15 protein-coding genes are annotated in these 21,666 nt (G+C 61.2%); 13 read left to right on the plus strand and 2 right to left on the minus strand.

Annotated features, from left to right (window positions below; all coding sequences use genetic code 11):
• Positions 1-202: 202 nt before the first annotated feature.
• The 4 genes from uvrB (at position 203) to VGB22_04740 (ending at position 5,914) form a co-directional block, all read left to right on the plus strand.
• Positions 203-2,251 carry an excinuclease ABC subunit UvrB gene (gene uvrB, locus VGB22_04725; GenBank protein HEX9750577.1) on the plus strand — a complete coding sequence of 683 codons (2,049 nt, stop codon included), beginning with the start codon at positions 203-205 and terminating at the stop codon, positions 2,249-2,251.
• A 341-nt stretch (positions 2,252-2,592) separates the two neighbouring features.
• Positions 2,593-2,856 carry a FeoA family protein gene (locus VGB22_04730; GenBank protein ID HEX9750578.1) on the plus strand — a complete coding sequence of 88 codons (264 nt, stop codon included), beginning with the start codon at positions 2,593-2,595 and terminating at the stop codon, positions 2,854-2,856.
• Positions 2,853-5,021 carry a ferrous iron transport protein B gene (gene feoB, locus VGB22_04735; GenBank protein HEX9750579.1) on the plus strand — a complete coding sequence of 723 codons (2,169 nt, stop codon included), beginning with the start codon at positions 2,853-2,855 and terminating at the stop codon, positions 5,019-5,021. Before VGB22_04730 ends, feoB begins: the two co-directional genes overlap by 4 nt.
• A gap of 236 nt (positions 5,022-5,257) precedes the next feature.
• Complete coding sequence (locus tag VGB22_04740) at positions 5,258-5,914, plus strand: hypothetical protein (GenBank protein HEX9750580.1); 657 nt, start codon at positions 5,258-5,260, stop codon at positions 5,912-5,914.
• Positions 5,915-6,333: 419 nt separating this feature from the next.
• On the opposite strand, the gene VGB22_04745 is transcribed toward VGB22_04740, so the two are convergent.
• Complete coding sequence (locus VGB22_04745) at positions 6,334-7,206, minus strand: FlgD immunoglobulin-like domain containing protein (GenBank protein ID HEX9750581.1); 873 nt, start codon at positions 7,204-7,206, stop codon at positions 6,334-6,336.
• A gap of 297 nt (positions 7,207-7,503) precedes the next feature.
• Positions 7,504-7,818, minus strand: a complete 315-nt coding sequence (locus tag VGB22_04750) for an iron-sulfur cluster assembly protein (GenBank protein ID HEX9750582.1) — start codon at positions 7,816-7,818, stop codon at positions 7,504-7,506.
• A gap of 281 nt (positions 7,819-8,099) precedes the next feature.
• Between VGB22_04750 and VGB22_04755 the strand changes: the two genes are divergently transcribed.
• From VGB22_04755 to dnaK, 9 genes are all read left to right on the plus strand, one after another.
• Positions 8,100-10,076 carry an oligopeptide transporter, OPT family gene (locus tag VGB22_04755; protein HEX9750583.1) on the plus strand — a complete coding sequence of 659 codons (1,977 nt, stop codon included), beginning with the start codon at positions 8,100-8,102 and terminating at the stop codon, positions 10,074-10,076.
• Positions 10,077-10,160: 84 nt separating this feature from the next.
• Positions 10,161-11,966 (plus strand): tetratricopeptide repeat protein, encoded by a 1,806-nt coding sequence (locus VGB22_04760; GenBank protein HEX9750584.1) that lies wholly within the window; start codon positions 10,161-10,163, stop codon positions 11,964-11,966.
• A 55-nt stretch (positions 11,967-12,021) separates the two neighbouring features.
• Complete coding sequence (locus tag VGB22_04765; GenBank protein HEX9750585.1) at positions 12,022-13,749, plus strand: Ig-like domain-containing protein; 1,728 nt, start codon at positions 12,022-12,024, stop codon at positions 13,747-13,749.
• Between the two features lie 79 nt (positions 13,750-13,828).
• Positions 13,829-14,740 (plus strand): mechanosensitive ion channel family protein, encoded by a 912-nt coding sequence (locus VGB22_04770; protein ID HEX9750586.1) that lies wholly within the window; start codon positions 13,829-13,831, stop codon positions 14,738-14,740.
• Between the two features lie 168 nt (positions 14,741-14,908).
• Positions 14,909-15,664: a hypothetical protein gene (locus tag VGB22_04775; protein ID HEX9750587.1), complete on the plus strand. Its 756-nt coding sequence runs from the start codon at positions 14,909-14,911 to the stop codon at positions 15,662-15,664.
• A 33-nt stretch (positions 15,665-15,697) separates the two neighbouring features.
• Complete coding sequence (locus VGB22_04780; protein HEX9750588.1) at positions 15,698-17,716, plus strand: SpoIIE family protein phosphatase; 2,019 nt, start codon at positions 15,698-15,700, stop codon at positions 17,714-17,716.
• A 237-nt stretch (positions 17,717-17,953) separates the two neighbouring features.
• A complete protein-coding gene (hrcA, locus tag VGB22_04785; protein ID HEX9750589.1) occupies positions 17,954-18,982 on the plus strand; it encodes a heat-inducible transcriptional repressor HrcA in 1,029 nt (342 codons plus the stop codon).
• The gene (locus VGB22_04790) at positions 18,979-19,584 is read left to right on the plus strand and encodes a nucleotide exchange factor GrpE (protein ID HEX9750590.1); all 606 of its coding nucleotides are present in this window, start codon (positions 18,979-18,981) and stop codon (positions 19,582-19,584) included. The genes hrcA and VGB22_04790 overlap by 4 nt, the downstream gene beginning before the upstream one ends.
• A gap of 129 nt (positions 19,585-19,713) precedes the next feature.
• The gene (dnaK, locus tag VGB22_04795) at positions 19,714-21,645 is read left to right on the plus strand and encodes a molecular chaperone DnaK (protein ID HEX9750591.1); all 1,932 of its coding nucleotides are present in this window, start codon (positions 19,714-19,716) and stop codon (positions 21,643-21,645) included.
• Positions 21,646-21,666 lie beyond the last annotated feature (21 nt).

A 21,666-nucleotide genomic window follows, 5' to 3' on the forward strand; every position in this document is an offset into this window, starting at 1 on the left:
GGTGTGCCGGCGGCGCCTTGTCAAGCGCATTCAACCTGTTTGCCCCCAATCTCTTCGGCCCTCTCTTGGGAGTTATACAGCATGGTCGGGATTTATGTCCATGGTGTCAATCTTTGTCGAACCCCGGCGGTATCCGGCAAGCGCAAGTCTGTGCCTGAGAATATGATTAGATCAGTTCATCGTCGGCTTATCTTACAAGCTTATGGCGACGAAAGCGCCGACAGGCACGGATAAGATTGCCAGCGGCTCTCACGGCGTGTTTCACCTGCAGGGACCATACACGCCCACCGGTGATCAGCCCGAAGCGATCCGGCAATTGATGGAAGGTCTCAACCGGGGAGACCGCCACCAAACGCTGATGGGAGTCACGGGGTCCGGCAAGACGTTCACGATGGCCAATGTCATCGCACAATGGAAACGACCGACACTGGTCATCTCACACAACAAGACGCTGGCGGCGCAGCTCTATGGCGAGTTGAAATCGTATTTCCCCGACAATGCGGTCGAGTTCTTCATCAGCTACTACGATTACTACCAGCCCGAGGCGTATGTGCCGCAGACCGACACGTACATCGAAAAAGACACCTCGATCAACGACGACATCGACCGTTTGCGGCTGCGCGCGACCTCGGCACTTTTGGAGCGCGACGATGTGATCGTTGTCGCCTCCGTCTCCTGCATCTACAACATCGGCTCGCCGGATGAATACAAGAAGATGATGGTCTTGGCGGAGGTTGGCCACAGCGTGCGTCGGGATGAGTTCCTGTTGGCGCTCAATGCGATCCATTACACCCGGAACGATTATGATTCTGCGCGCGGCACGTTTCGAGTGCGCGGCGATACCGTCGAAGTCATGCCCGCCTACGAGGAGACCGCGGTCCGGATCGAGTTTTTCGGCGACGAAATCGAGCGGATCACGGTGATCGACTCTCTGACCGGCGAGGTCCTCCGCCGTCAGAATCGCAAGGCGATCTACCCCGCCAAACACCATGTCACCAGCCCGCCGCGATTGGTCGAGGCGATCGACAAGATCGAACGCGAACTGGGTGAGCGGCTGTCGCAGTTGCGCAGCGAGAACAAACTTCTGGAAGCGCAGCGCCTCGAGTCGCGCACCCGCTTCGATCTGGAAATGCTGCGCGAGGTCGGCTACTGCAGCGGGATCGAGAACTATTCGCGGCACCTGTCCGGCCGTCGCCACGGGGAACGGCCCTATACCCTGATCGATTTTTTTCCGCACGACGACTTTCTGACGATCATCGACGAATCGCATCAGTCGCTGCCGCAGATTCGCGGCATGTACGAGGGCGACCGCACCCGCAAGCAGACATTGGTCGACTTCGGATTCCGACTGCCCTCAGCCCTTGACAACCGGCCCCTGCTCTTCGATGAGTTCTGGTCGCTGTTGGACAAGACGATCTATGTCTCCGCCACACCCGCTGATCTCGAACTGGAACAATCCGGCGGCGTTGTGGTCGAGCAGATCATCCGTCCGACGGGGCTCGTCGATCCCGCGATCTCGGTGCGCCCGCTCGCCCGCCAGGTCGATGATCTGATCGAGGAGATTCGTAAGCGCGTTGCCGTCGGCGAGCGAACACTGGTCACGACGCTCACCAAACGCATGTCCGAAGACCTCGCCGACTACCTCGCGCAATTGAACATCCCCGTGCGCTATCTCCATTCGGAAATCGACGCCATCGAACGCACCGACATCCTGCGCGATTTGCGCCTGGGCGAATTCGACGTGCTGGTCGGCATCAACCTCTTGCGCGAGGGGCTCGACCTGCCGGAAGTGTCGTTGGTCGCCATTCTCGATGCCGACAAAGAGGGGTTCCTGCGCTCCGAGCGTTCGCTCATTCAGGTGGCGGGACGGGCCGCACGGCACAAAGAGGGCACGGTGATCATGTACGCCGACAAGGTGACCAACTCGATGCGCAAGGCCATCGATGAGACCCAGCGGCGTCGTCGGATACAGATCGCCTATAATCAGGAGCACGGCATCGAGCCGAAGACCATCATCAAAAGTCCCGATGAGATACGCCGCGCCACCGTCTTTGCCGATGCCAAGGGACAGGGCGCGGCCCCTGAAAAACCGGCCCGCCCGACGGGATTCGACCGCATGTCGATCGAAGACCAAATCATGTTTCTGAACCGCGCCATGCGCGACGCCGCCAAAAAACTCGACTTCGAACAAGCGGCGCAGTTGCGCGATGACATCGCAGAATTGAAGAAGCAGCGGCACACCAGCCGTTGAAATCCCGCCAATCTGACAAAACCTCTCCCATTTCCCTTGCATCGGGGACCGGGCATCGTATAAATAGTGCCCGGCTTAGGGAATATCACGGCGGAGGAGTGGTGCCGATCACAGTATCATCTCGATGGACCGGAATAAAATGAACTGCGCGGCTCTTTTTTTGGACAAAAACTTAGGCGCGCCTAACTTTCAGAGTCCTGCCTTCGTCCGGCAGAAGAACAAGCCATCAGCTTGAATAGAGGCAGCATCATGTTGACGAGGACGGTGTTGCAATGACAGAGTTAGCCGCACCTAACTTTTCCCTTGATGGCCGCATAAGACCCCGGCCCGCAGTCGCTGCCTTGGCGTCTCTTCAAGTCGGTCAGTCCGCCGCCATCGCCGCGCTGGTCGCGCCGCCCGAACTGACGCTGCAGATGATGGAAATGGGATTGGTCAAGGGGCGCTCGATCACACTCCTGCGCAAAGCGCCATTCGGGGGACCGGTTGCCATTGAACTGGACGGCTCGATTCTTTCTCTGCGCCGGGATGAAGCTGAGTTGGTGCTCGTTTCAGGCGACGGCAGTACCGCGAGCGACTCCGATCAGGACGGAACACAGACACGATGACGAACGCAACAACCGTCGCCGCGCCCAAACGCGTAAAAACCACCAGCGTGGCGCTCATCGGCAATCCGAATTCCGGCAAAACCACGCTGTTCAATGCTCTCACCGGACTGAGGCAGAAAGTTGCCAATTATCCCGGCGTCACAATCGAAGAACGGCACGGACGCGCCCGCATTGACGGTCTTCAACTCGACTTGATCGACCTGCCGGGATGCTACTCGCTGTTCCCACGTTCTCCCGATGAGAGCATCGTCTGCGATTTGTTGTTCGGCAAAGTCGGCGGTCGTTGTCCCGACGCGGTGATCTGTCTGGTGGATGCCACTAATGTCGGACGCCATCTGTATCTCACCGGCCAGGTCATCGACCTGGGCATCCCGGTGGTCGTGGCACTGACCATGTCCGATGAGGCGCAACGACATGGGATTCAAATCGATCGCCAACGTCTATCCGAACATCTCGGTGTGCCGGTTGTCCCGGTAATGGCTCCGGACGGGGTGGGATTAGTGGAGTTGGCCCATGCTGTAGCACATGCGGTCAGCGCAACGGCGCCGTTAGAGCGCGGATACAGACTCCCGCCTCCGTTGGAGGCCAGACTCAGGCAGTATGCACCCGAGGCGTTCGTCTCGGAGGGCCACTTGCTCTATTGCCTCGCCGGACAGCACATGCCCACGTGCAGCGAAAAAGTCGAAGCCGCCGCGTCGCGCATTCGTGAAGAACTTCACATCACCGAAGACACCGTGCGTCGGTACACAGCCGAGGCGCGTTACGATTGGCAGGGCGCCATCGCCCGCGACGTGGTCCGTCGTTCGGGGTCGGCCAGGCGCGACCGGACCAATCGCCTCGATGATGTTCTGCTGCACAAAGTCTTTGGACCCGTCGTCCTCTGTCTGGTGCTGGCCGTCGTGTTTCAGTCGGTGTTTGCATGGGCCGGCCCGGTCATGGACGGTGTCTCCTTCCTTATGGAAGACCTGCTGCCGTCTATCGTCTCCGGCCTCGTGGCTCCGGGACCGTTTCTGAGTCTCATCAATGACGGCATCTTCGCCGGAGTCGGCGCGGTTGTCGTGTTCCTGCCGCAAATACTGTTTTTGTTCTTCTTCCTGACGCTGCTGGAAGACTCCGGATACATGGCACGGGCGGCGTTCATCCTCGACCGCGTCATGTCGCGTGTCGGCCTCTCGGGACGCAGTTTCATTCCGCTGCTATCGTGTTACGCCTGCGCGATTCCCGGCATCATGGCGACGCGCACGATCCCCAATGCGCGCGAACGTCTCGCGACAATCCTCGTGGCTCCACTGATGACCTGTTCGGCGCGGCTGATCGTCTATACCCTGCTCGTCGCCGCCTTCGTTCCGGCGCAATCGATCTGGGGTCCCATCGGACTGCAGGGGGTCGTGCTGCTGGGATTGTATCTGTTGGGCGTCGTCGGCGCGGCCGCGTCGGCGTGGGCCTTTCGCAAGACGATGCTGCGCGGCCCCAAGCCGCCGTTCTTGCTCGAATTGCCGCCGTATCGCCGTCCACGACTGAAAACGCTCGCCCTGACGCTGATGGATCGTGGTCGCGTCTTTCTGGTCAACGCGGGCACCATCATCTTTGCGGTCTCGATTGTCCTTTGGGCCTTGCTGAGCTTCCCGAAGTCCGGCGAGATTGAAGCTCGCTCTGCCGCACAGCAGCAGGCGATCCTCCAATCGACTCCGCCCGGAGACCAACGCGATGCTGCGCTCCTCCAACTCGAAAACGAGCGGGCCGCGCAGCAGATTCGCCATTCGATAGCCGGACGAATCGGTCTGGCCATGGAGCCGGCGCTGCGACCGTTGGGATTCGATTGGAAAATCGGGATCGGTATCCTGGGATCGTTCGCGGCGCGTGAGGTCTTCGTCTCGACGCTCGGGGTCGTCTATGGGGTCGGCTCAGAGGTCGAAGGAGAGAGTCTGATCGCCCGTGCGCGCGCCGATCGCAACCCTCAGACAGGCGCTCCGGTTTGGTCGACATTGGTGGCCATCACACTCCTCGTCTTCTACGCCTTTGCCTTGCAGTGTATATCCACCATGGCCGTCATGCGCCGCGAGACCAACAGTTGGCGATGGCCGCTTTTTGCCTTCGCCTACATGACCGTTCTGGCGTACGCGGCGGCATTTGTCACGCGACAAATCGGTCTGTTGATTGCGTAACCGCATGACTCCGATCTCACTACCGCTCGCATGGCAATTCGTCCTCGTGGCGGCTGTCTTCGCAGGCGCCATCGCGCTGGTCTGGCGCATCAGGCGACGGGGACGAGCGCGACAACACTCCGGATGTCATTGTCCCCGCCAGTGACTTTTGCCCCAACCGCCTCGAATACGATCGCCTGCGGCTCGCGATCTGTCGCCGGATTGTGTATAATGGACCACTCAGGAGGTGTCCGAACATGATCGATCGCCCGCTCATTACCGTCATTTTGTGCTGTCTGCTGGCGCTCGCTGTTGTCAGTGCGCGGGCTGAAAACAGCGTGATCGTCGAATCCAAGTGCGTCGAACCCGGATCCGGCCCCGTGACGGTTGGTATTCACATTGCCAACGATCTTCCCATCACCGGTCTTGTTCTGCCGTTCGAACTGCGCTCGCTGGAATCGGGGGCCTTCATCGCGAAGAGTCTCGACGTCAAGGTGCAGGGACGCCTGACACCCTGGGTCAAAGGCAGCTCGTTTGCCATCCAACGAACGATGGGGACGCCGTCATCGGCGATGGACGCCAAAGATTGTCTGGCGTCAGACGGCCTCCACACATGGTTTACGCTCGATTCTGCCGCCGACTTCCGAAGTCCCGACGCCATCCTCTATGCCTGCGTCGGATTGCAGCCGGAAACGATCGCACCCGGCGACGATGGCAAAGCGGGATCCGGCACCCCATCAATGGTGCTGTCCTTCCATGTCGGGGCCACGCGCGGGAAGTTTGTCATCGATTCGGTCTGCGTCCCCCCGGGAAACCACCTCGTTTTCGTGCCGGAGAGCGGTGCGCGCGGGGACGCTGTTGTACCGCGGTTCGAACCCGGACTCATCACGGTCGGTTGCCCCGGCAGACCCTGATGTCCGCCGCACGCCACTCGGCAATACAGAGAGTAGCATGAGCAGGAGCGTTTGTTGGTTTCTGAGCGACGGCTCCGACTGAGATTACCGGTTGGCGTCCCTGGCCGGCCGATCGCTGGCGTGGCGCACACCGTAACGTGAGTGTTGAAAAGACGCCCATGCGATACTGGCCGCTTCTCGTGAACATTCTCAATCTATCGTCATTCCGAGCGAAGCGAGGAATCTCCAACGAGTTGTCGTCATCCTCGCGCGTATAGAAATGCCTCGCCCGAAGGGCTCGGCATGACATTGAAGTGGCTCTTGCAACACTCCCGCAATGTGAGGACATCTCGATCGCGATTCCCGACGCACCCCAACAAACAAAAAACCCCGTTCCGCTTTGGGCGGAACGGGGTTGACTGTCGACGGGATCTTGACTGCTACTTCAGAAGCGTCATCTTCTTGGTATCGGTGAAGTTCCCGGCCTGCATCCGATAGAAATAGACACCGGACGATACCGTTGTACCGTGATCGTTTGTGCCGTCCCAGGTCGCCTGATGCGAACCGGGCGTGTACTGCTCGTCAACGAGCGTCCGAACCGCCTGTCCGAGCACGTTGTAGACCACCAGCTTCACATTGGTCAGATCACCCGCGTCGCTCCGTGGCACATTGAAACGGATGACCGTGCCGGCGTTGAACGGATTCGGGTAGTTCTGGACCAGCGAGTAGCTGGACGGCACCAACGGCCCGGCGCCGGCCATCCTCACGGTGTAGTTGAATTCCGGCTCTTCCCAGACGATCTCCGGCTGGCCGCTGGAGAAGTCGTGGGAAACCAGGATCAGCCGGTGGCTGGGGCTCTCCATCTCGGTCGAACGGATCACGAACTCCGACATGGTCGGGTCGGTCACCTCAAACCGCAGATTCGCGATGGCACCCTTGCCATTGGCCAGATCCTTTGTGTTCGGGTCGGTCGCCATGGCGATCAGGCCCATGATGACGTTTTTGTTGTCGTCGTCGATGTTGGTGATCTTCATGTCGAAGTAGTCCACGCGCGATGCATAGGTCACTTCGACCAAACTGATCCCCTGACCCGGCTGGCCATAGTTCAACGGCAGATCGATCGCCGCGATCGATGGCTTGTTGTCGAGTATGATCGGCACCGTCACGGTGCGGACCAACTCCGACGTCGCGGCGACTTGCACATCGCCGATCGACATCCGGCTGCCCAGGTCCACCGGCCCATTCGCGGCCGATGCGAGTACGGCCGGCAAGAGAAGCACTGCCGCCGCAAGAATGATTGTTCCTTTGCGCATCAAACACCCCCGTGTTCGATTTCTTCGTTTAACTTCCATGTTTGTTCTTGAAGTCAGTCCTTGCTGCGGTCAGGGGTTCATGTCCGTGGGATGCTTCTCCGTGCTACCTGACCCCGAAGTGTCATGCCGTGAGGGCCGACCTCTCTGTCTTCAAGATGACACCCGAAACGACGGTTGTCAACCGCGAAGACCCTCCGGGGCCTCCGAATAATCGATCTCCGCTTCTGTCGATAGCTCCTCCTTCCGTGGATTGGTCGGTTCGGCCAGGTCTCATACCTGACCGTCTGCCTGCCAGTGTCAACTCCAACCAAGCTTGCGACGGGCATCCTCACTCATGCGGTCCGGCGTCCAGGGCGGATCCCAGACGACATTGACCATGACATCGCCGACCCCGTCCATCTCGCGGAGTCTGGCAGCCGCATCCTGCGACATGGACTCGTGCATCGGGCATCCCTGAGCGGTCAGTGTCATGTCGACAGCCACATTCCGGCCGTCCTCAATTCGAATATCATAGACCAGCCCCAGATCGACAATCGACACCATCGGTATTTCGGGATCGAAGCAATTGCGCAACCGCTCTAACACGGCCTCTTTTGTGATCGCGCCGGCCATGGCCTATGCTACACGTGAGGGTGCTTACCGTTCCGCGCCATGCGGTGTTCGTTCATCTACGGGCGCGGCAGGGGTACGCAGAAGTGGGTGTTCCGTCAGTTTCCCTACCCGTCATCTGAAACATAGCAACTCGCCGGAGCTTCGCAACAACGATTTTCGACACATTGGGCTTGACCGCCGTCGGGTCTCCGGATAGGTTGGCAGACGCCGGACTCGCACAAGTGTTTGTGCGACACGAAACAACAGCAGTTTCCCTGAAGCACGAGGCGATAGACCCGACCATGGCAGCGGCCGGTTCCCACCCACATCAAAGCTCTGAAAAGCCGCGCGGCACCGCCCCAATACCCTACATCGCGTCCGATCAGTCCATCGCCGAGGTGACGCTCAAGACCATCGTTCTGGGCAGTTTGATCTCGATCGTCTTCGGCGTCGCGAATGCCTATCTCGGGCTTAAAGTCGGGATGACGGTCTCGGCGTCGATCCCGGCTGCCGTCATTTCGATGGCGGTTCTGCGGACGCTCTTCAGGAAAGTCACCGTTCTCGAAAACAACATTGTCCAGACGATCGGCTCTGCCGGGGAATCTTTGGCGGCAGGAATCATTTTCACGATTCCCGCCTTCCTGATCTGGGAGGCGACTCTTCCCGGGTTTGAGTATCGCATCACGCAGTGGCAAATCATCGGACTATCCTTGTTGGGCGGCACATTGGGAATCCTGCTGATGATTCCGCTGCGCCGTTATCTGGTCCACAAGGAACACGGGACGCTGGCTTTTCCCGAGGGGACGGCGTGCGCCGAAATCATCATCGCAGGCGACGAGGGCGGGGGAAAAGCCAAACTGGTGTTCACCGGAATCGGGTTGGGTGCGCTCTACAAACTCTTAATGGGCGTCTTCCGCATGTGGCCGGAAAGCCCGGTCTACGGATTCAAAGAGCGACTGCCCGGCGGTGCCGTCGGGATCGATGCAACCCCGGCGTTGCTGGGCGTCGGGTACATCATCGGGCCGAAGATCGCCTCGCTGATGATGGGCGGAGCGGTCATGGGGTATCTGGGCATTGCGCCGCTGATCAAGTACATCGGTTCCGCCCTCCCGGCGGGGCTGATCCCGCCGGCCGATATTCCCATCGGAGAGATGGACCATGACGCGCTCCGAGGATACTTCGTCAAATATCTGGGAGTCGGCGCAGTGGCGCTCGGCGGCTTCGTGTCACTGGCCAAGTCCCTGCCGGTCATTATTCACTCGTTCAGTCAGGGATTCGGGCAGTTGCTCAAACGGGGCGGCGAGACGGCCGGTGCGGTTCCGCGCACCGATCGCGATCTGTCGATGTCCGTTGTCCTGATCGGATCGCTGGCGATCGCCGTCGCCATCTGGGCGTTCCCCAGCACCGAGCTGCACTTCATGGGTGCGCTTCTGGCCATCCTGTTCGGGTTTTTCTTCGTCGTCGTGGCGGCAAGGATCGTCGGCTTGGTCGGCTCCTCTTCGTCCCCGGTATCGGGAATGACCATCGCCACGCTGCTGGTCACCTGCCTGGTCCTGCTGAAGTTTGGGGTGTCCGGTGTCTCCGGCATGGTAACGGCCATGTCGGTGGGGACAGTCGTCTGCATCGCGGTCTGCATGTCGGGCGACATCGCGCAGGATCTCAAGACCGGATACTTGCTGGGGGCGACACCGCGCAGCCAGCAGATTGTCGAGTTTATCGGTCTGTTTTTCCCGGCATTGCTGATGGGCGGTGTGGTCTTCTGGCTCGCGGGGTCGTTTGGATTCGTCGCATCACCCGAGCATCCCGAACCGTTGCAGGCGCCCCAGGCCAATGTCATGGCGATCGTCGTGCGCGGCGTCATGGGCGGTGACCTCCCGTGGATGCCGATCATATTCGGTGCGGTCCTCGCGGCCTCCATCGAACTGGTCGGCATCGGTTCGCTGCCGTTTGCGATCGGCATGTACCTGCCGCTGGAATTGTCATCGCCGATTATGGCCGGAGGTCTGATCGCCATGATCGTCCAGAAAAAAGCCGGTCCGGCCTCGGCCGAGCGCCAGGAACGGGGCATTCTCTTCAGTTCCGGATTGGTCGCGGGCGATGCCCTGGTGGGAGTGGCGGTTGCCGGCCTGATGCTCAACGAAGGATACAAGGCCTTCTACGACAGCCACGGCGGTCTGCTCGATTCGCTGTCTGGAGCGGCCGGTCCGGCGGTTTCACTGATCGCGTTTGCGGCCATCGCGCTGTATCTCTGGACTCGCACGCGAATCAAATCCTCGTAATCGCTTTCCGCAGAATTTCGTACCATAACTGCGTGGCGGAACCGGGCGTTCGCGCGCGGTGTTGGTGTTGGCCAGCGACAGGGGATGGCCGAACATATTGAATCCCGCCGCCGGCGAATCGCCCAGGTGAAACTCGTGCAGGTGAATCCGACGTCAGACCCGACACAGAACGCAGCGGCCGTCCGGCCGCGGCCTTTCGGTGGTACTCGAGGCGGCTTCAGCAAGCTGATCGCCGTGCTGTCCATCCTCGCCGTCGTCGGATGCGCCGGCACGGCCCGCGAGACCGCCGAGACCGAGGAGAAGTCGAAACGCACCGAACCGGTCAATGAACTGGCGTTTCTGCACTTTTCCAATGGCAGCATTCTGATGACCGACGGCCAGACTCAGGCGGCCATCAGGGCCTACGAGAAGGCGCTGCTGTATGATCCCCAATCCTACGAAATCAGGATGTCGCTGGCCGATGGACACGTGCGCCAGCGGCAGTATGAACAAGCAGCCGCAGTTGCCGAGGGGATCATCGGAAAGGACGCCCGTGTCTACGGGTTGTTGGGACGCGCCTATGCGATGCTCGGTCGCAACGATCAGGCCCGCGCGGCCTATGAGAAGGTCATCGAATTCGACAAGGACGACACACAGGCGTACTGGTTTCTGTCCCGCCAAGCCGTGCGGCAGGGCGATCTGCGCAGCGCCATCGGGCACCTTGAAGCCATGTCGGAGTATGTGCGCGACTCGCGCGTTCAAAATGAAATCGCCGAACTCCACACACGTCTCGACGACCACGCCGGCGCCGCGGCTGCCTACAGCATGTCACTGCAGTTCGATTCCAGCATGGCGAACCGTCGCGCCTGGGTCGGCCTGGCCGAGGCGCTGAATGAACAGACGCTCCGCGACGAAGCCGAGGATGTCTACCGCCGCATGATGGCCATTGCCCCCGACGATCACTTCGCACGGCGTCAACTGATCCAACTGCTCCTCGACGAAGGCGACCACGAAGTCGCGCGCCGTGAACTGGAAGCGCTCCTAACCGACAATCCCGCCGATCCCGAACGGATGCGTCTGGGGGTGCTGCTCTATAACGCTGCGCAGTATGATCGGGCCGAGAGTCTGTTCACCGTCATTGCCGCAGAAGAGGATCCCTACATTCCATTCTTCTACCTGGGACGGATCGCGTTCACACGCGAGCGATTCGCGGCCGCGAAAGATTACTTCCGCCGTGCGGTGGAGACCGATGACACGCTCCCCGACGCGTGGATTGCATGGGGCAACACGCTGTTGGCCGAAGACTCGCTGGAGGCGGCTTTGGAGTTATCCCAGCGTGCCGAGCAGCGCGCGCCTGATCCCGCCGACTTCTGGTATTTCACCGGGGTTGCGCTCGCGCGACACGATCAGCACGACAGTGCCGTTGTCTGGCTGCGTCGCGCGTGGGACGCCGACACCGCCAACGCTCGTGTCCAATTCAGTCTGGCGGCCTCGTTGGAGCGCTCCGGACATTTCAACGAGGCGGCCGCGCAATTCAACAGTCTGCTCCAACGCGAGCCCGACAATGCCAGCGCGCTGAACTACCTGGGTTACATGTATGCCGACAGCGGCATCAACCTGCAGGAATCGCTCCAACTGATCGAGAAGGCCGTCGACATCGATCCCGACAACGGCGCCTATCTGGACAGCTACGCCTGGGTGCTGTATCGACTCGGTCGGCTCTCCGAAGCGGAAGGCATGATCAAGCGCGCGGCCGACGTGCTGTCCAGTGATGCCGTCATTCACGATCATTACGGCGACATTCTGGCGGCGATGGGGCGTCGTGACGAGGCCGCTGTACGCTGGCGGCGCGCGCTCGAACTCGATCCGGGAAACCGCCCGATCATCGAGAAGCTCGGCATCGATCCATAGCCGGGAATTCATTGCACAACCGAAGATCAGCGGATAGTTTGCGCGCGTGAGCCGCATGGACGTGCCGGTACGCCTTCGCGGATGCCCACTCAGGAATGTGGCCGTTCTCTGCGTCGCATGGTACGGACTCGTCCTTCACGCCGGGTGTGCCCGACATGGAATCCCCTCCGGCGGACCGGCCGATGAGACCGCGCCCGTCGTGCAGCGCTCCGTGCCGACGTCCGGTGCCGTCAATACCGACCGCACCACCCCCATCGTCATCGAATTCTCCGAGCCGGTCGCCCGCGAGACACTGGCCGGACAAGTGACGGTGTCTCCGGCGCGCCATGGATCGCCCCAGATCAAGTGGTCCGATGGCGACCGGACGATTCGTCTCACTTGGACCGATACGCTGCGCGAGAACACGACCTATCGCGTATCGCTCGGCGCCAAGCTGTCGGACCGGCGGCAGAATGCATTGAAAGAACCGTACACGTTTGCCTTCGGGACCGGCCATCGGATCGACGGTGGGCACATCATCGGCCGTGTGGAGCCGCTCGATCCGGCCCAGCGCGCGGCCGCGTCGTGGACGGTCAACGCCTACCAACTCGAAGCGCTGCCCGATACGTTTTGGCGTGCCACGCCCGCCTATACGACCCGCACCGGCCCGGAGGGCCGCTTTGACCTTCCATTTCTGCGGGCGGGCGAATACCGTTTGTTGGCGTTCGCCGACAGAGACAACAACGCCGTGCACGATCCCGGCGAGTCGTACGGGCTGCCGGAGCGCAACGCCATCGCGACCGATACGTCGCTGCCGGACTCGCTCTCCATCTTCGGATTTCCCTATGACACGTCCACCTTCTGCCTGCGCCGATGCATTGCTACGGTGCAGCACGGAGTCACATTGACGATGACGCATCCGATCGACACTATGCGGCTGTCCGAATCGAGCATCGCGGTGAGCGATTCCGCCGGCGAACACCCCATTGCGTTTGCGTTGATTCCACCGACCGCGCGTCGCGCCGCGCAATTGGAGCTCCTGACAGAGGGACTCACCGCCGGTCAGACGATCCGCGTCGCCTGCGCGGGACTCTACGACCATCGCGGACAGGGACTGTGCGCCGACGCCGAGTGCTTCACCGTCGTCAATGACATTCGTGACACCAGCGGTCCCACGATTGTTTCAGTTGCGTTGCCGACAGTACGGGTCGCACTCACGCCGTTTGAACCGATTCGCTGGGAGTTCAGCGAACCGGTCGATGCCCAACGACTGTCGGATGCCGTGCGGGTCACCGACACGCTCGATGCCGCAATCGACGGCGAACGGATCTGGCGCAATCCGCTGTTGTTCGACTATGTCCCCGCAAACGGCTGGCCCGATGATGGGCCTGTGCGTGCGCGCATCGACTCGGCTGCTCTGTTCGACCGCCACGGGAACGCGGCGCCGTCGCAGGCCCTCGAATGGGTTTTCGAGCCGTTGACAGCGGCACGAATGGGCCGGATTGAAGGGGATGTGACAATCGCTGATTCGAGTTTGAATGCCGCCGTTTGCCATATCACACTCCGACGAACCGGCACGTCGACCAGCACACACATCCAACGCGCCGGTCCCGGTCCGTTTTCCGTCGAGATACCGGGCGGCAATTGGCAGTTGTCGGGGTATCTCGATGCCAATGGCAATGGCGAATTCGAGACGGGTCGGCTGATGCCGTGGCAGTTCGCCGAACCGATGACGGTCCATCCCGACACGCTCGTCGTCCGCCCGCGGTTCACGTTGGAAGATGTCGAACTGAAGTTTGATTGATGGGATCAACTCGCGGCGTGCATCACGACGAACCTGAAACACGCGCGCCGACGACTCACTACTGAACCGGAGACCTCCAATGCGCAATTTTACGTGGGACCAATGGCGCGGGCTGATCGTCGAGTACGGCGCAGCCGTCGCCCTGTCCGTCGGACATGTGTTGCTCATCGTGCTCATCGGATGGATTGCCGTTCGCGCCGCCCGACGGGCATTGCGAAAGCTCGAATCCGTCCTGATTGCGCGCGCCGAGCAAGAAGACTTCCACGAACGACAGGGGACCGAACGGCGGATCAAGACGCTCACGGGGCTGCTGATGACGGTCGTGCGCATCTCTATCTGGGCCGTGGTGTTGGTCACGTCTCTGACCGAACTCGGTCTCAACATCGGCCCGATCCTGGCCGGGGCGGGCATCGCGGGTTTGGCCGTCGGTTTCGGCGCGCAAAACCTCGTGCGCGACATCATCGCCGGCTTCTTCTTCATCATGGAAAACCAGGTCCGGGTCGGCGATGTCGCGATCATCAACGGCACCGGCGGATTGGTCGAGTCCATCAGCTTCCGCACCATCTCGCTGCGCGACTTGCGGGGCGTCGTCCATATCTTTCCGCATGGCGCCGTATCAACTGTCTCCAACATGTCCAAAGGATGGTCTGCCTATGTGCTCGACATGGGCATTGCCTACAAAGAAAATCCCGACGAGGCGATACAGGTCATGCGCGAAGTCTTTGCAGGGATGCGCGGTGATCCGGAGTTTGCCTCCAGGATTCTGGAAGACATTGAAATCTTCGGCGTTGACTCGTTCGGCGACTCGGCCGTCGTCGTCAAAATGCGCATCAAGACGGTTCCGCTGCAGCAGTGGTCCGTCGGGCGCGAGTTCAACCGGCGCCTCAAGCACGCCTTCGACGCCAGGGGCATCGAGATTCCCTTCCCGCATCGGACCGTCTACTTCCCCGACGAGATCAGGGCGGCGGTCCGGACCAAACAGGAGGGTTAGCGTCCGGCCCCGATCCCTCCCGGACCGGACAATTGCCCTGACGCATTGATTCATTTTTGTCTTGCGGACGGCACACGGATGCGCATCCTGTACCGGGGAGGGGCGCAAGTGACTCATAAGGGGCGGCAGGTCTTCACTCCAGATCGATGTGGCCGTGCGGCGTGGCTGATGATCGCGACGGCCGTCATGTTGTCCATCGCTGCTGGTCCGGCATTGGCCGACGACATCGCAGTGGCGCAATCGGGTCCCGACGCCGATGCCATCGAATGCCTCGTGCGGATCGGATGCGAGGCGATGGCGCAGGAACGATTTACCGAGGCGGGTGCACGTTTCTCGGAGGTCCTTTCGCTCGACTGGAATCACCCGCGCGCCTATGACCTGCTCCAGTTGGCGCGGACGAAACGCCGGCAGGCGCTGGCACGATGGGAATCGGCAGGGTGGGTCGCCCATGAGGATCGCCGGTTCAGCACGGCGATCGAGTTGTTCGGCTTGATCGTGCGCGAGGATTCCACGCGGACCGATCTGTCCCGCCGAATCATGTCGCTGCGCCATCGCGAACAGAGCGATGTGCATCTGCGCCGGGGGCTGGAGCAACTGGTGGCCGAAGACTACGGCAGCGCGATGCTCGAGTTCGAGCAGGCGCTGGCGGTCGACCCCGCCAACTCCGGCGCCGGCAAATACCTCGCGCTGGCGACACAGAGCACGAACGCGTCGGCGTCGACCGCCGATTTGCGGGCAGACCAGCCGACGTGGGCGGTCTACCGTAGCGCGCTGCTGGCATTTCGCGACGGGGACTTCGACCTGGCCGAACAACTGTGGCGGACGGTCCTGGAACAGTACCCCGGGCATCCGAACGTCTTGTCCAATTTGGAGCAGGTGCGCCGCCGCCGTGGCGATCCGGTCGCGGCGGCCGAACCGCAGTAAGGGGCGGTCGTTCGCACACGGTCCGCACTGATCATGGCACCGATCCTCTCGGAGCACTACGCGGCTTTTCCGGCGTCGAATGACGCCCTCGATGACATTCGCGAATTCGTCCAGGCGGCGCTGATCGAATCATCGTTGCGGCACAACGCCGTCGCGGGACTTCTGCTCGCCCTCGAAGAAGCGGTCACCAACATCATTCGCCACGGCTATCTGTACGGCCCCGGCCACATCCGCCTGCGCGTGCGGCGTCACCGTCGTGAAGTCCAAATCGTGCTGACCGACACCGGACGGCCGATGACGGCGGACTTCGATGACAAACCCGATCCCAGCCGCCTGGTCCGCACACAACGCCAGGGCGGATTGGGGATGCTGCTCATGTCCAAGGTGACCGACCGCATCGACTACCGACGGGTCGGCGATCAAAACATTCTCACGATCTACAAGAGCATCGGCCCCGGCGGTATCGCGCCGTCGTTTGCCCGCACCACGCGACGCACCGTTGCCTGGGCCGCCGGTGCGCTCGTTGCCCTCGGAGCTGTTGCCGCCACGCTGTGGAGTCATAATCGGGCGGAGCGCGCCATCGAGACGGCCTTCTTTTCGCGCTGGCAGGAATTCGGTCGCACCGCTGCCGCATCGTCGGCGCAGGCGGTGTTCAACGACCGATCCGATGTGGAATTGGATCAATTGATCGTCGGACTGGCGCAGGCGAATGCGGAGGTCGCGTACCTGTTTTTGATCGACGCGCACGGATCGATCCGCGCCGATCTCAAACACCCGGAACGCGTGCATGAATCATATTCGGCGCCTCCGTCACATGCCGACGAAGACACCGGTCGGCCCGTTACGCGCGCGGACGGGGAATCGATCTTTCACTTCAGCGAACCGGCACGAGTGGGTGCCGACGTGGTCGTCTCGGTGGTCTATGGCGTTCCATGCCGCGTGCTCAGCGAGCCCATCGAATCACGCCGTCGGGAAATCCTCGCCACGGGAGCGATCGCGCTGGTCGGCGGCGAGCTGGTTGTGCTGCTGCTGGTCGTCGTCATGGCGCGGCCGCTGCGCAAGCTCGGCGATGTCGTCCAACGGATGCGGTCGGGCCAGACGGCGCCCGCGGTCCCCTCGACCGCCGGATACCCCGATGAAGTCGAGCAGGTCGTCGCCGCCATGAATGAAATGGTGCAGGCAGTGACCCGCGCCGAGCAGCAGATGGCCCGGCAGGATGTCGAACGACGCGAAATCGAGCAGGCCCGGCACCTGCAACAGGCGCTGCTGCCCGGAGCGATGCCGCAGATCGACGGATTCGAGGTTGCCGGGACGCATCGCATGGCACGGCAGGTCGGCGGCGACTATTACGACGTTTTCCCGATCCGCAACGATCGCTGGGTGCTCTTCATTGCCGATGTCGCGGGCAAAGGGTTTCCGGCGGCGCTGATGATGACCGCCGTGCGCACCGCACTGCGCCTCCTGGCGCCATCGCACGATAGTCCGCGCGATATCCTGATTGCTCTGAACGACTTCATCGAGACACATCACGCCGGAGGACCATTCGTCACCGCCTGTTGCGGCGTGCTCGATCCGGATTCGGCACGGCTGACCGTCGCCTCGGCGGGACACACGCCGCTCTTGCATCGCCGAGGATCTGATCGTCCCGCGCGTCACATCCGACCCAAAGGCCGTCCCCTCGGCGTCGGGCTCAGCGGCAATGGCCACCACACCTTCGCCGACAGCTTGGAAGAAGAGGTCGTCGAACTGGGCGCGCATGATCTCTGCCTGCTCTACACCGATGGTCTCAGCGAAGCGACCGATGGCGAGGGGCGCGAGTTCGGGGCGGAAGGAATCGAAGGTTGCCTCGATGGAGTCCGAACCCAAACGGCCGCAGAAATTGTCGAATTGGTCATGGGACGGTCGGCAGACTTAGTCACCTCGGCGACCTTCACCGATGCCGCCTCCGCGACCGACGATGTGACCCTCGTTGTCCTGAAGCGTACCGCCACCCTTTTGGCCGCAGGTCGAACGGGGGAGAGTATCGATTCCAAATCCGTGCCCGGACGTTGAAGATGCCATATCGGCAGTCACAATCGCTTGCCCGACAATTTGATAGAATAAACTTGGCCGCCCATGACAGCCATGCCCGTTATCTAACAAACCCCAAGCCCCCATCCTCGTAAAACGATTAGCACTCAGGAAGTTGGAGTGCTAAGATGTAATGACAAGCCCCGGCGATCGAGTAGTGTGAGGTCACTCACCCGACACGATGCCGGCTCGCGTCTGTGAGGCAAATGCGTGGTCACCATGGATCAACTCAACGATCGTGAACGGCAGATTCTCCGCATGCTCATCGAGCATTTCGTGACGACGGCCGAGCCGGTCGGGTCACGCGTTTTGGCCATGCGCTACGGCCTTGGCATTTCGGCGGCGACCATTCGCAACACGATGCAGGACCTAGAAACGCGCGGGCTGATTCGTCAGCCGCATACCTCCGCCGGACGGGTGCCGACCGACGAGGGATACCGTCAGTATGTCGAGGACCTTCTCGACCCCAAGCCGGTGCCGAAACGTTTGGCTGAACGTTTACGCGACGAGATCGCGAATGTGCACAGCCGCGCGGTCGATGAGATTCTCGATCAGACCGCGCATGTCTTGGCGTCGGTGACGTCGCAGATCGGTGTCACCCTGGCGCCCAGTTTTGAGCAGGGCGTCATCTCGCGCATCGAACTGGTGCCGGTCGCCGAACGACGGATGCTCCTGGTTTTGGGAATCGAATCGGGGTTGGCGCGCACTATTTTATTGGAAGTGTCGGCGGAAATCGATCCCAAGTCGGTTGAGTCCACTGAACGCGCGCTCAACGACCGTCTCGTCGGCCAGCCGCTCAGTTCGTTGAAAACCAGCGCGCCGGATCGCCTGCGCGGCGACCAGCGCGCCGATGCGCGTCTCGTGAAAATGTTCTTCGATGCGGCCGATGATCTGACGACGCGTCCGCCGGGGGAATCGCTCCATGTCAACGGCACGAGCAATCTCTTCGCGCAGCCCGAATTCGCCGATCACGAAGCGCTCTCGGGTCTCTTGCGCGTCATCGAGCAGCGCACGCCCCTGATCGAGCTGCTTCAGCGCCAGGGCATGGGCGAGGGCATAGTCGTCACCATCGGACGCGAAGCCAAGCTGGCGGGCGCCGAGGGGTGCTCGCTCGTCTCGGCGAACTACACCGCCGGTCAGGTCAGCGGCACCATCGGCGTGGTCGGGCCGACGCGCATGGAGTACGCAAAACTGGTGTCAATCGTGGATTACGTAGCGAAACTGCTCTCTGAGCAGATGGAGTCATGAGCAAGGAGAAGGACCAGACGAAGGATGAACGAACTGTCGGCGTCGAACAGATCGACACCGAACACGAGGACCAGCATGTCGCCGCGAGTGAATCCGGCGATGGGACCGTGACGGTCAGGACATCCGGATCGCCGGCGGTCACGCCCGAACCGGAGTCGGTCGACTGGCAGGATCGCTACCTGCGGCTGGCCGCGGAATTCGACAATTTTCGGAAACGTTCGGCGCGTGAGTATGCGTCGATCATCGCCAATGCCGAGTGCGATCTCATCGCCGAATTGACCGAGGCGCTCGACAATCTCGAACGCGCCCGCACTGGCGATCATACCGGCGAAACAATCGACGAGTTTGTGCGCGGACTCGATCTGATCCGCGATCAAATCTGGGAAGCGCTCGCAGCGCGCGGATTGGAACGCATGACCGTTGTCGGCGAAAAGTTCGACCCCGGATTACATGACGCCATGATGCGCATGCCCTCGAATGAGTACGAAGAAGGAGTGATCGTACAGGAAGTGGCTCCGGGCTACCGCCTTAAGGACAAGGTCCTGCGCCACGCGCGCGTGATCGTGTCGCAAGGCAAACCGGAGGAGGGGAAGGAATCGTAGGGGCACCCGTTCGCTACGCTCAGGACAAGCGGCGTGCCGTGCCCAGTCAGCTCAAGAGTCGAAGATCCCGCACAGCCGGGCTGTCCCGCACAGATGAATTGCAAACGATGAAGAAAGGATAATGTCATAATGGCCAAAGTCATAGGAATCGATCTGGGAACGACCAACTCCTGCGTCGCCGTGATGGAAGGCGGGCAGCCGACGGTCATTCCCAATGCGGAAGGCGGACGGACCACACCGTCGATCGTCGCCTTCACCAAGGATGGCGAACGTTTGGTCGGACAGATCGCCAAACGTCAGGCGATCACCAACCCGGAGAACACCGTGTTCTCCATCAAACGGTTCATGGGACGCCGGCACTCCGAGGTCGGGTCCGAAGAAAAGATTGTGCCCTATCGCGTGACCGAGAACGCCTCAGGTGATGTGCGCGTGATTGCGGGCGGCAAGGAATACGCCCCGCCGGAAATCTCCGCTTACATCCTGCAGGAGCTGAAGAAAACGGCGGAGAACTATCTGGGCGGCCCCGTGACTCAGGCGGTGATCACGGTTCCCGCTTACTTCAACGATTCGCAGCGTCAGGCGACCAAGGATGCCGGACGCATCGCCGGTCTCGAAGTCCTGCGCATCATCAACGAGCCGACCGCGGCATCGTTGGCATACGGCCTGGACAAGAAGAAGGATGAAAAGATCGCGGTGTACGATCTGGGGGGCGGTACATTCGACATCTCGATTCTCGAATTGGGCGACGGCGTCTTCGAAGTGCGCTCCACCAACGGCGACACGCATCTGGGCGGCGACGATTTCGATCAGCGCATCATCGACTGGATGGCCGATGAATTCCGCAAGTCGTACACGATCGATCTGCGCAAGGATCGCATGGCACTGCAGCGTCTCAAAGAAGCGGCGGAGAAGGCCAAGATCGACCTGTCCTCGACGATGCAGACCGCGATCAATCTGCCGTTCATCACCGCCGATCAGACCGGACCCAAGCATCTGGAGCTGACACTGTCGCGCGCCAAATACGAATCACTGGTTGACGATCTGCTCCAGCGCACAGTCGGCCCGTGCCGGCAGGCGCTCAAGGATGCCGGCGTCGCGGCAGCCGACATCGATGAAGTCGTGCTGGTGGGCGGCATGACCCGCATGCCGAAGGTTCAGCAAATCGTCAAAGAACTCTTCGGCAAAGAGCCGCACCGTGGCGTCAACCCCGATGAAGTGGTCGCGATCGGCGCGGCGATTCAGGCCGGCGTGCTGGCGGGCGATGTCAAAGACGTGCTCCTGCTGGATGTCACGCCGCTGTCGCTCGGAATCGAGACGTTGGGCGGCGTGATGACCAAGCTCATCGAGCGCAACACCACGATCCCTACGAAGAAATCGCAAATCTTCTCGACTGCCACCGACAATCAGCCGGCGGTCTCAGTGCATGTCCTGCAGGGCGAACGCGAAATGGCGGTCGACAATCGCACGCTCGGGCGTTTCGATCTGGTCGGAATCCCGTCGGCGCCGCGCGGTGTGCCGCAGATTGAAGTGTCATTCGACATCGATGCCAACGGCATCGTCAATGTCTCCGCCAAGGATTTGGCGACCGGAAAAGAGCAGAAGATTAAAATCGAGTCGTCAAGCGGGCTGACCGAGCAGGAAATCAAGTCGATGGTCAAGGACGCCGAGGAGCACGCCGAGGACGACAAGAAGAAGAAGGCGTTGATCGAGGCGCGTAACAAAGCCGACCAAATGGTCTACACCACCGAGAAAACACTGAAAGATCACGGCGACAAAGTCGGCGCCGATGAACGCAAAAAGATCGAAGAGGCCATCGCCAAGGTGAAGTCGGTGCAGACCGGCAGCGATGCCAAAGCCATCGAGGACGCGGTCGAAGAGTTGATGCAGGCATCCCACAAGCTCGCCGAGGAGATGTACAAACAGGCATCGCAATCGCAGACCGCCGCCGGTGATGCAGGAAAACCGGATGCATCCGGCTCCGATACGAAACCGACGGGCGACGCCAAGGATGGCGGAGTAGTCGACGCCGATTACGAAGTGGTCGATGACAAGGGGAAGTAATCCCCGCGCATGGGATGCTGA

This window comes from Candidatus Zixiibacteriota bacterium, from assembly GCA_036397555.1.
Taxonomy (GTDB): domain Bacteria; phylum Zixibacteria; class MSB-5A5; order WJJR01; family WJJR01; genus DATKYL01.

What these genes read in the sequence shown, in the direction of transcription:
- uvrB (HEX9750577.1), top strand. Translation starts at nt 203, where the DNA reads ATGGCGACGAAAGCGCCGACAGGCACGGATAAGATTGCCAGCGGCTCT.
- feoB (HEX9750579.1), top strand. Translation starts at nt 2,853, where the DNA reads ATGACGAACGCAACAACCGTCGCCGCGCCCAAACGCGTAAAAACCACC.
- VGB22_04740 (HEX9750580.1), top strand. Translation starts at nt 5,258, where the DNA reads ATGATCGATCGCCCGCTCATTACCGTCATTTTGTGCTGTCTGCTGGCG.
- VGB22_04745 (HEX9750581.1), bottom strand. Translation starts at nt 7,206, where the DNA reads ATGCGCAAAGGAACAATCATTCTTGCGGCGGCAGTGCTTCTCTTGCCG.
- VGB22_04750 (HEX9750582.1), bottom strand. Translation starts at nt 7,818, where the DNA reads ATGGCCGGCGCGATCACAAAAGAGGCCGTGTTAGAGCGGTTGCGCAAT.
- VGB22_04755 (HEX9750583.1), top strand. Translation starts at nt 8,100, where the DNA reads ATGGCAGCGGCCGGTTCCCACCCACATCAAAGCTCTGAAAAGCCGCGC.
- VGB22_04760 (HEX9750584.1), top strand. Translation starts at nt 10,161, where the DNA reads ATGGCCGAACATATTGAATCCCGCCGCCGGCGAATCGCCCAGGTGAAA.
- VGB22_04765 (HEX9750585.1), top strand. Translation starts at nt 12,022, where the DNA reads ATGGACGTGCCGGTACGCCTTCGCGGATGCCCACTCAGGAATGTGGCC.
- VGB22_04770 (HEX9750586.1), top strand. Translation starts at nt 13,829, where the DNA reads ATGCGCAATTTTACGTGGGACCAATGGCGCGGGCTGATCGTCGAGTAC.
- VGB22_04775 (HEX9750587.1), top strand. Translation starts at nt 14,909, where the DNA reads ATGATCGCGACGGCCGTCATGTTGTCCATCGCTGCTGGTCCGGCATTG.
- VGB22_04780 (HEX9750588.1), top strand. Translation starts at nt 15,698, where the DNA reads ATGGCACCGATCCTCTCGGAGCACTACGCGGCTTTTCCGGCGTCGAAT.
- hrcA (HEX9750589.1), top strand. Translation starts at nt 17,954, where the DNA reads ATGGATCAACTCAACGATCGTGAACGGCAGATTCTCCGCATGCTCATC.
- VGB22_04790 (HEX9750590.1), top strand. Translation starts at nt 18,979, where the DNA reads ATGAGCAAGGAGAAGGACCAGACGAAGGATGAACGAACTGTCGGCGTC.
- dnaK (HEX9750591.1), top strand. Translation starts at nt 19,714, where the DNA reads ATGGCCAAAGTCATAGGAATCGATCTGGGAACGACCAACTCCTGCGTC.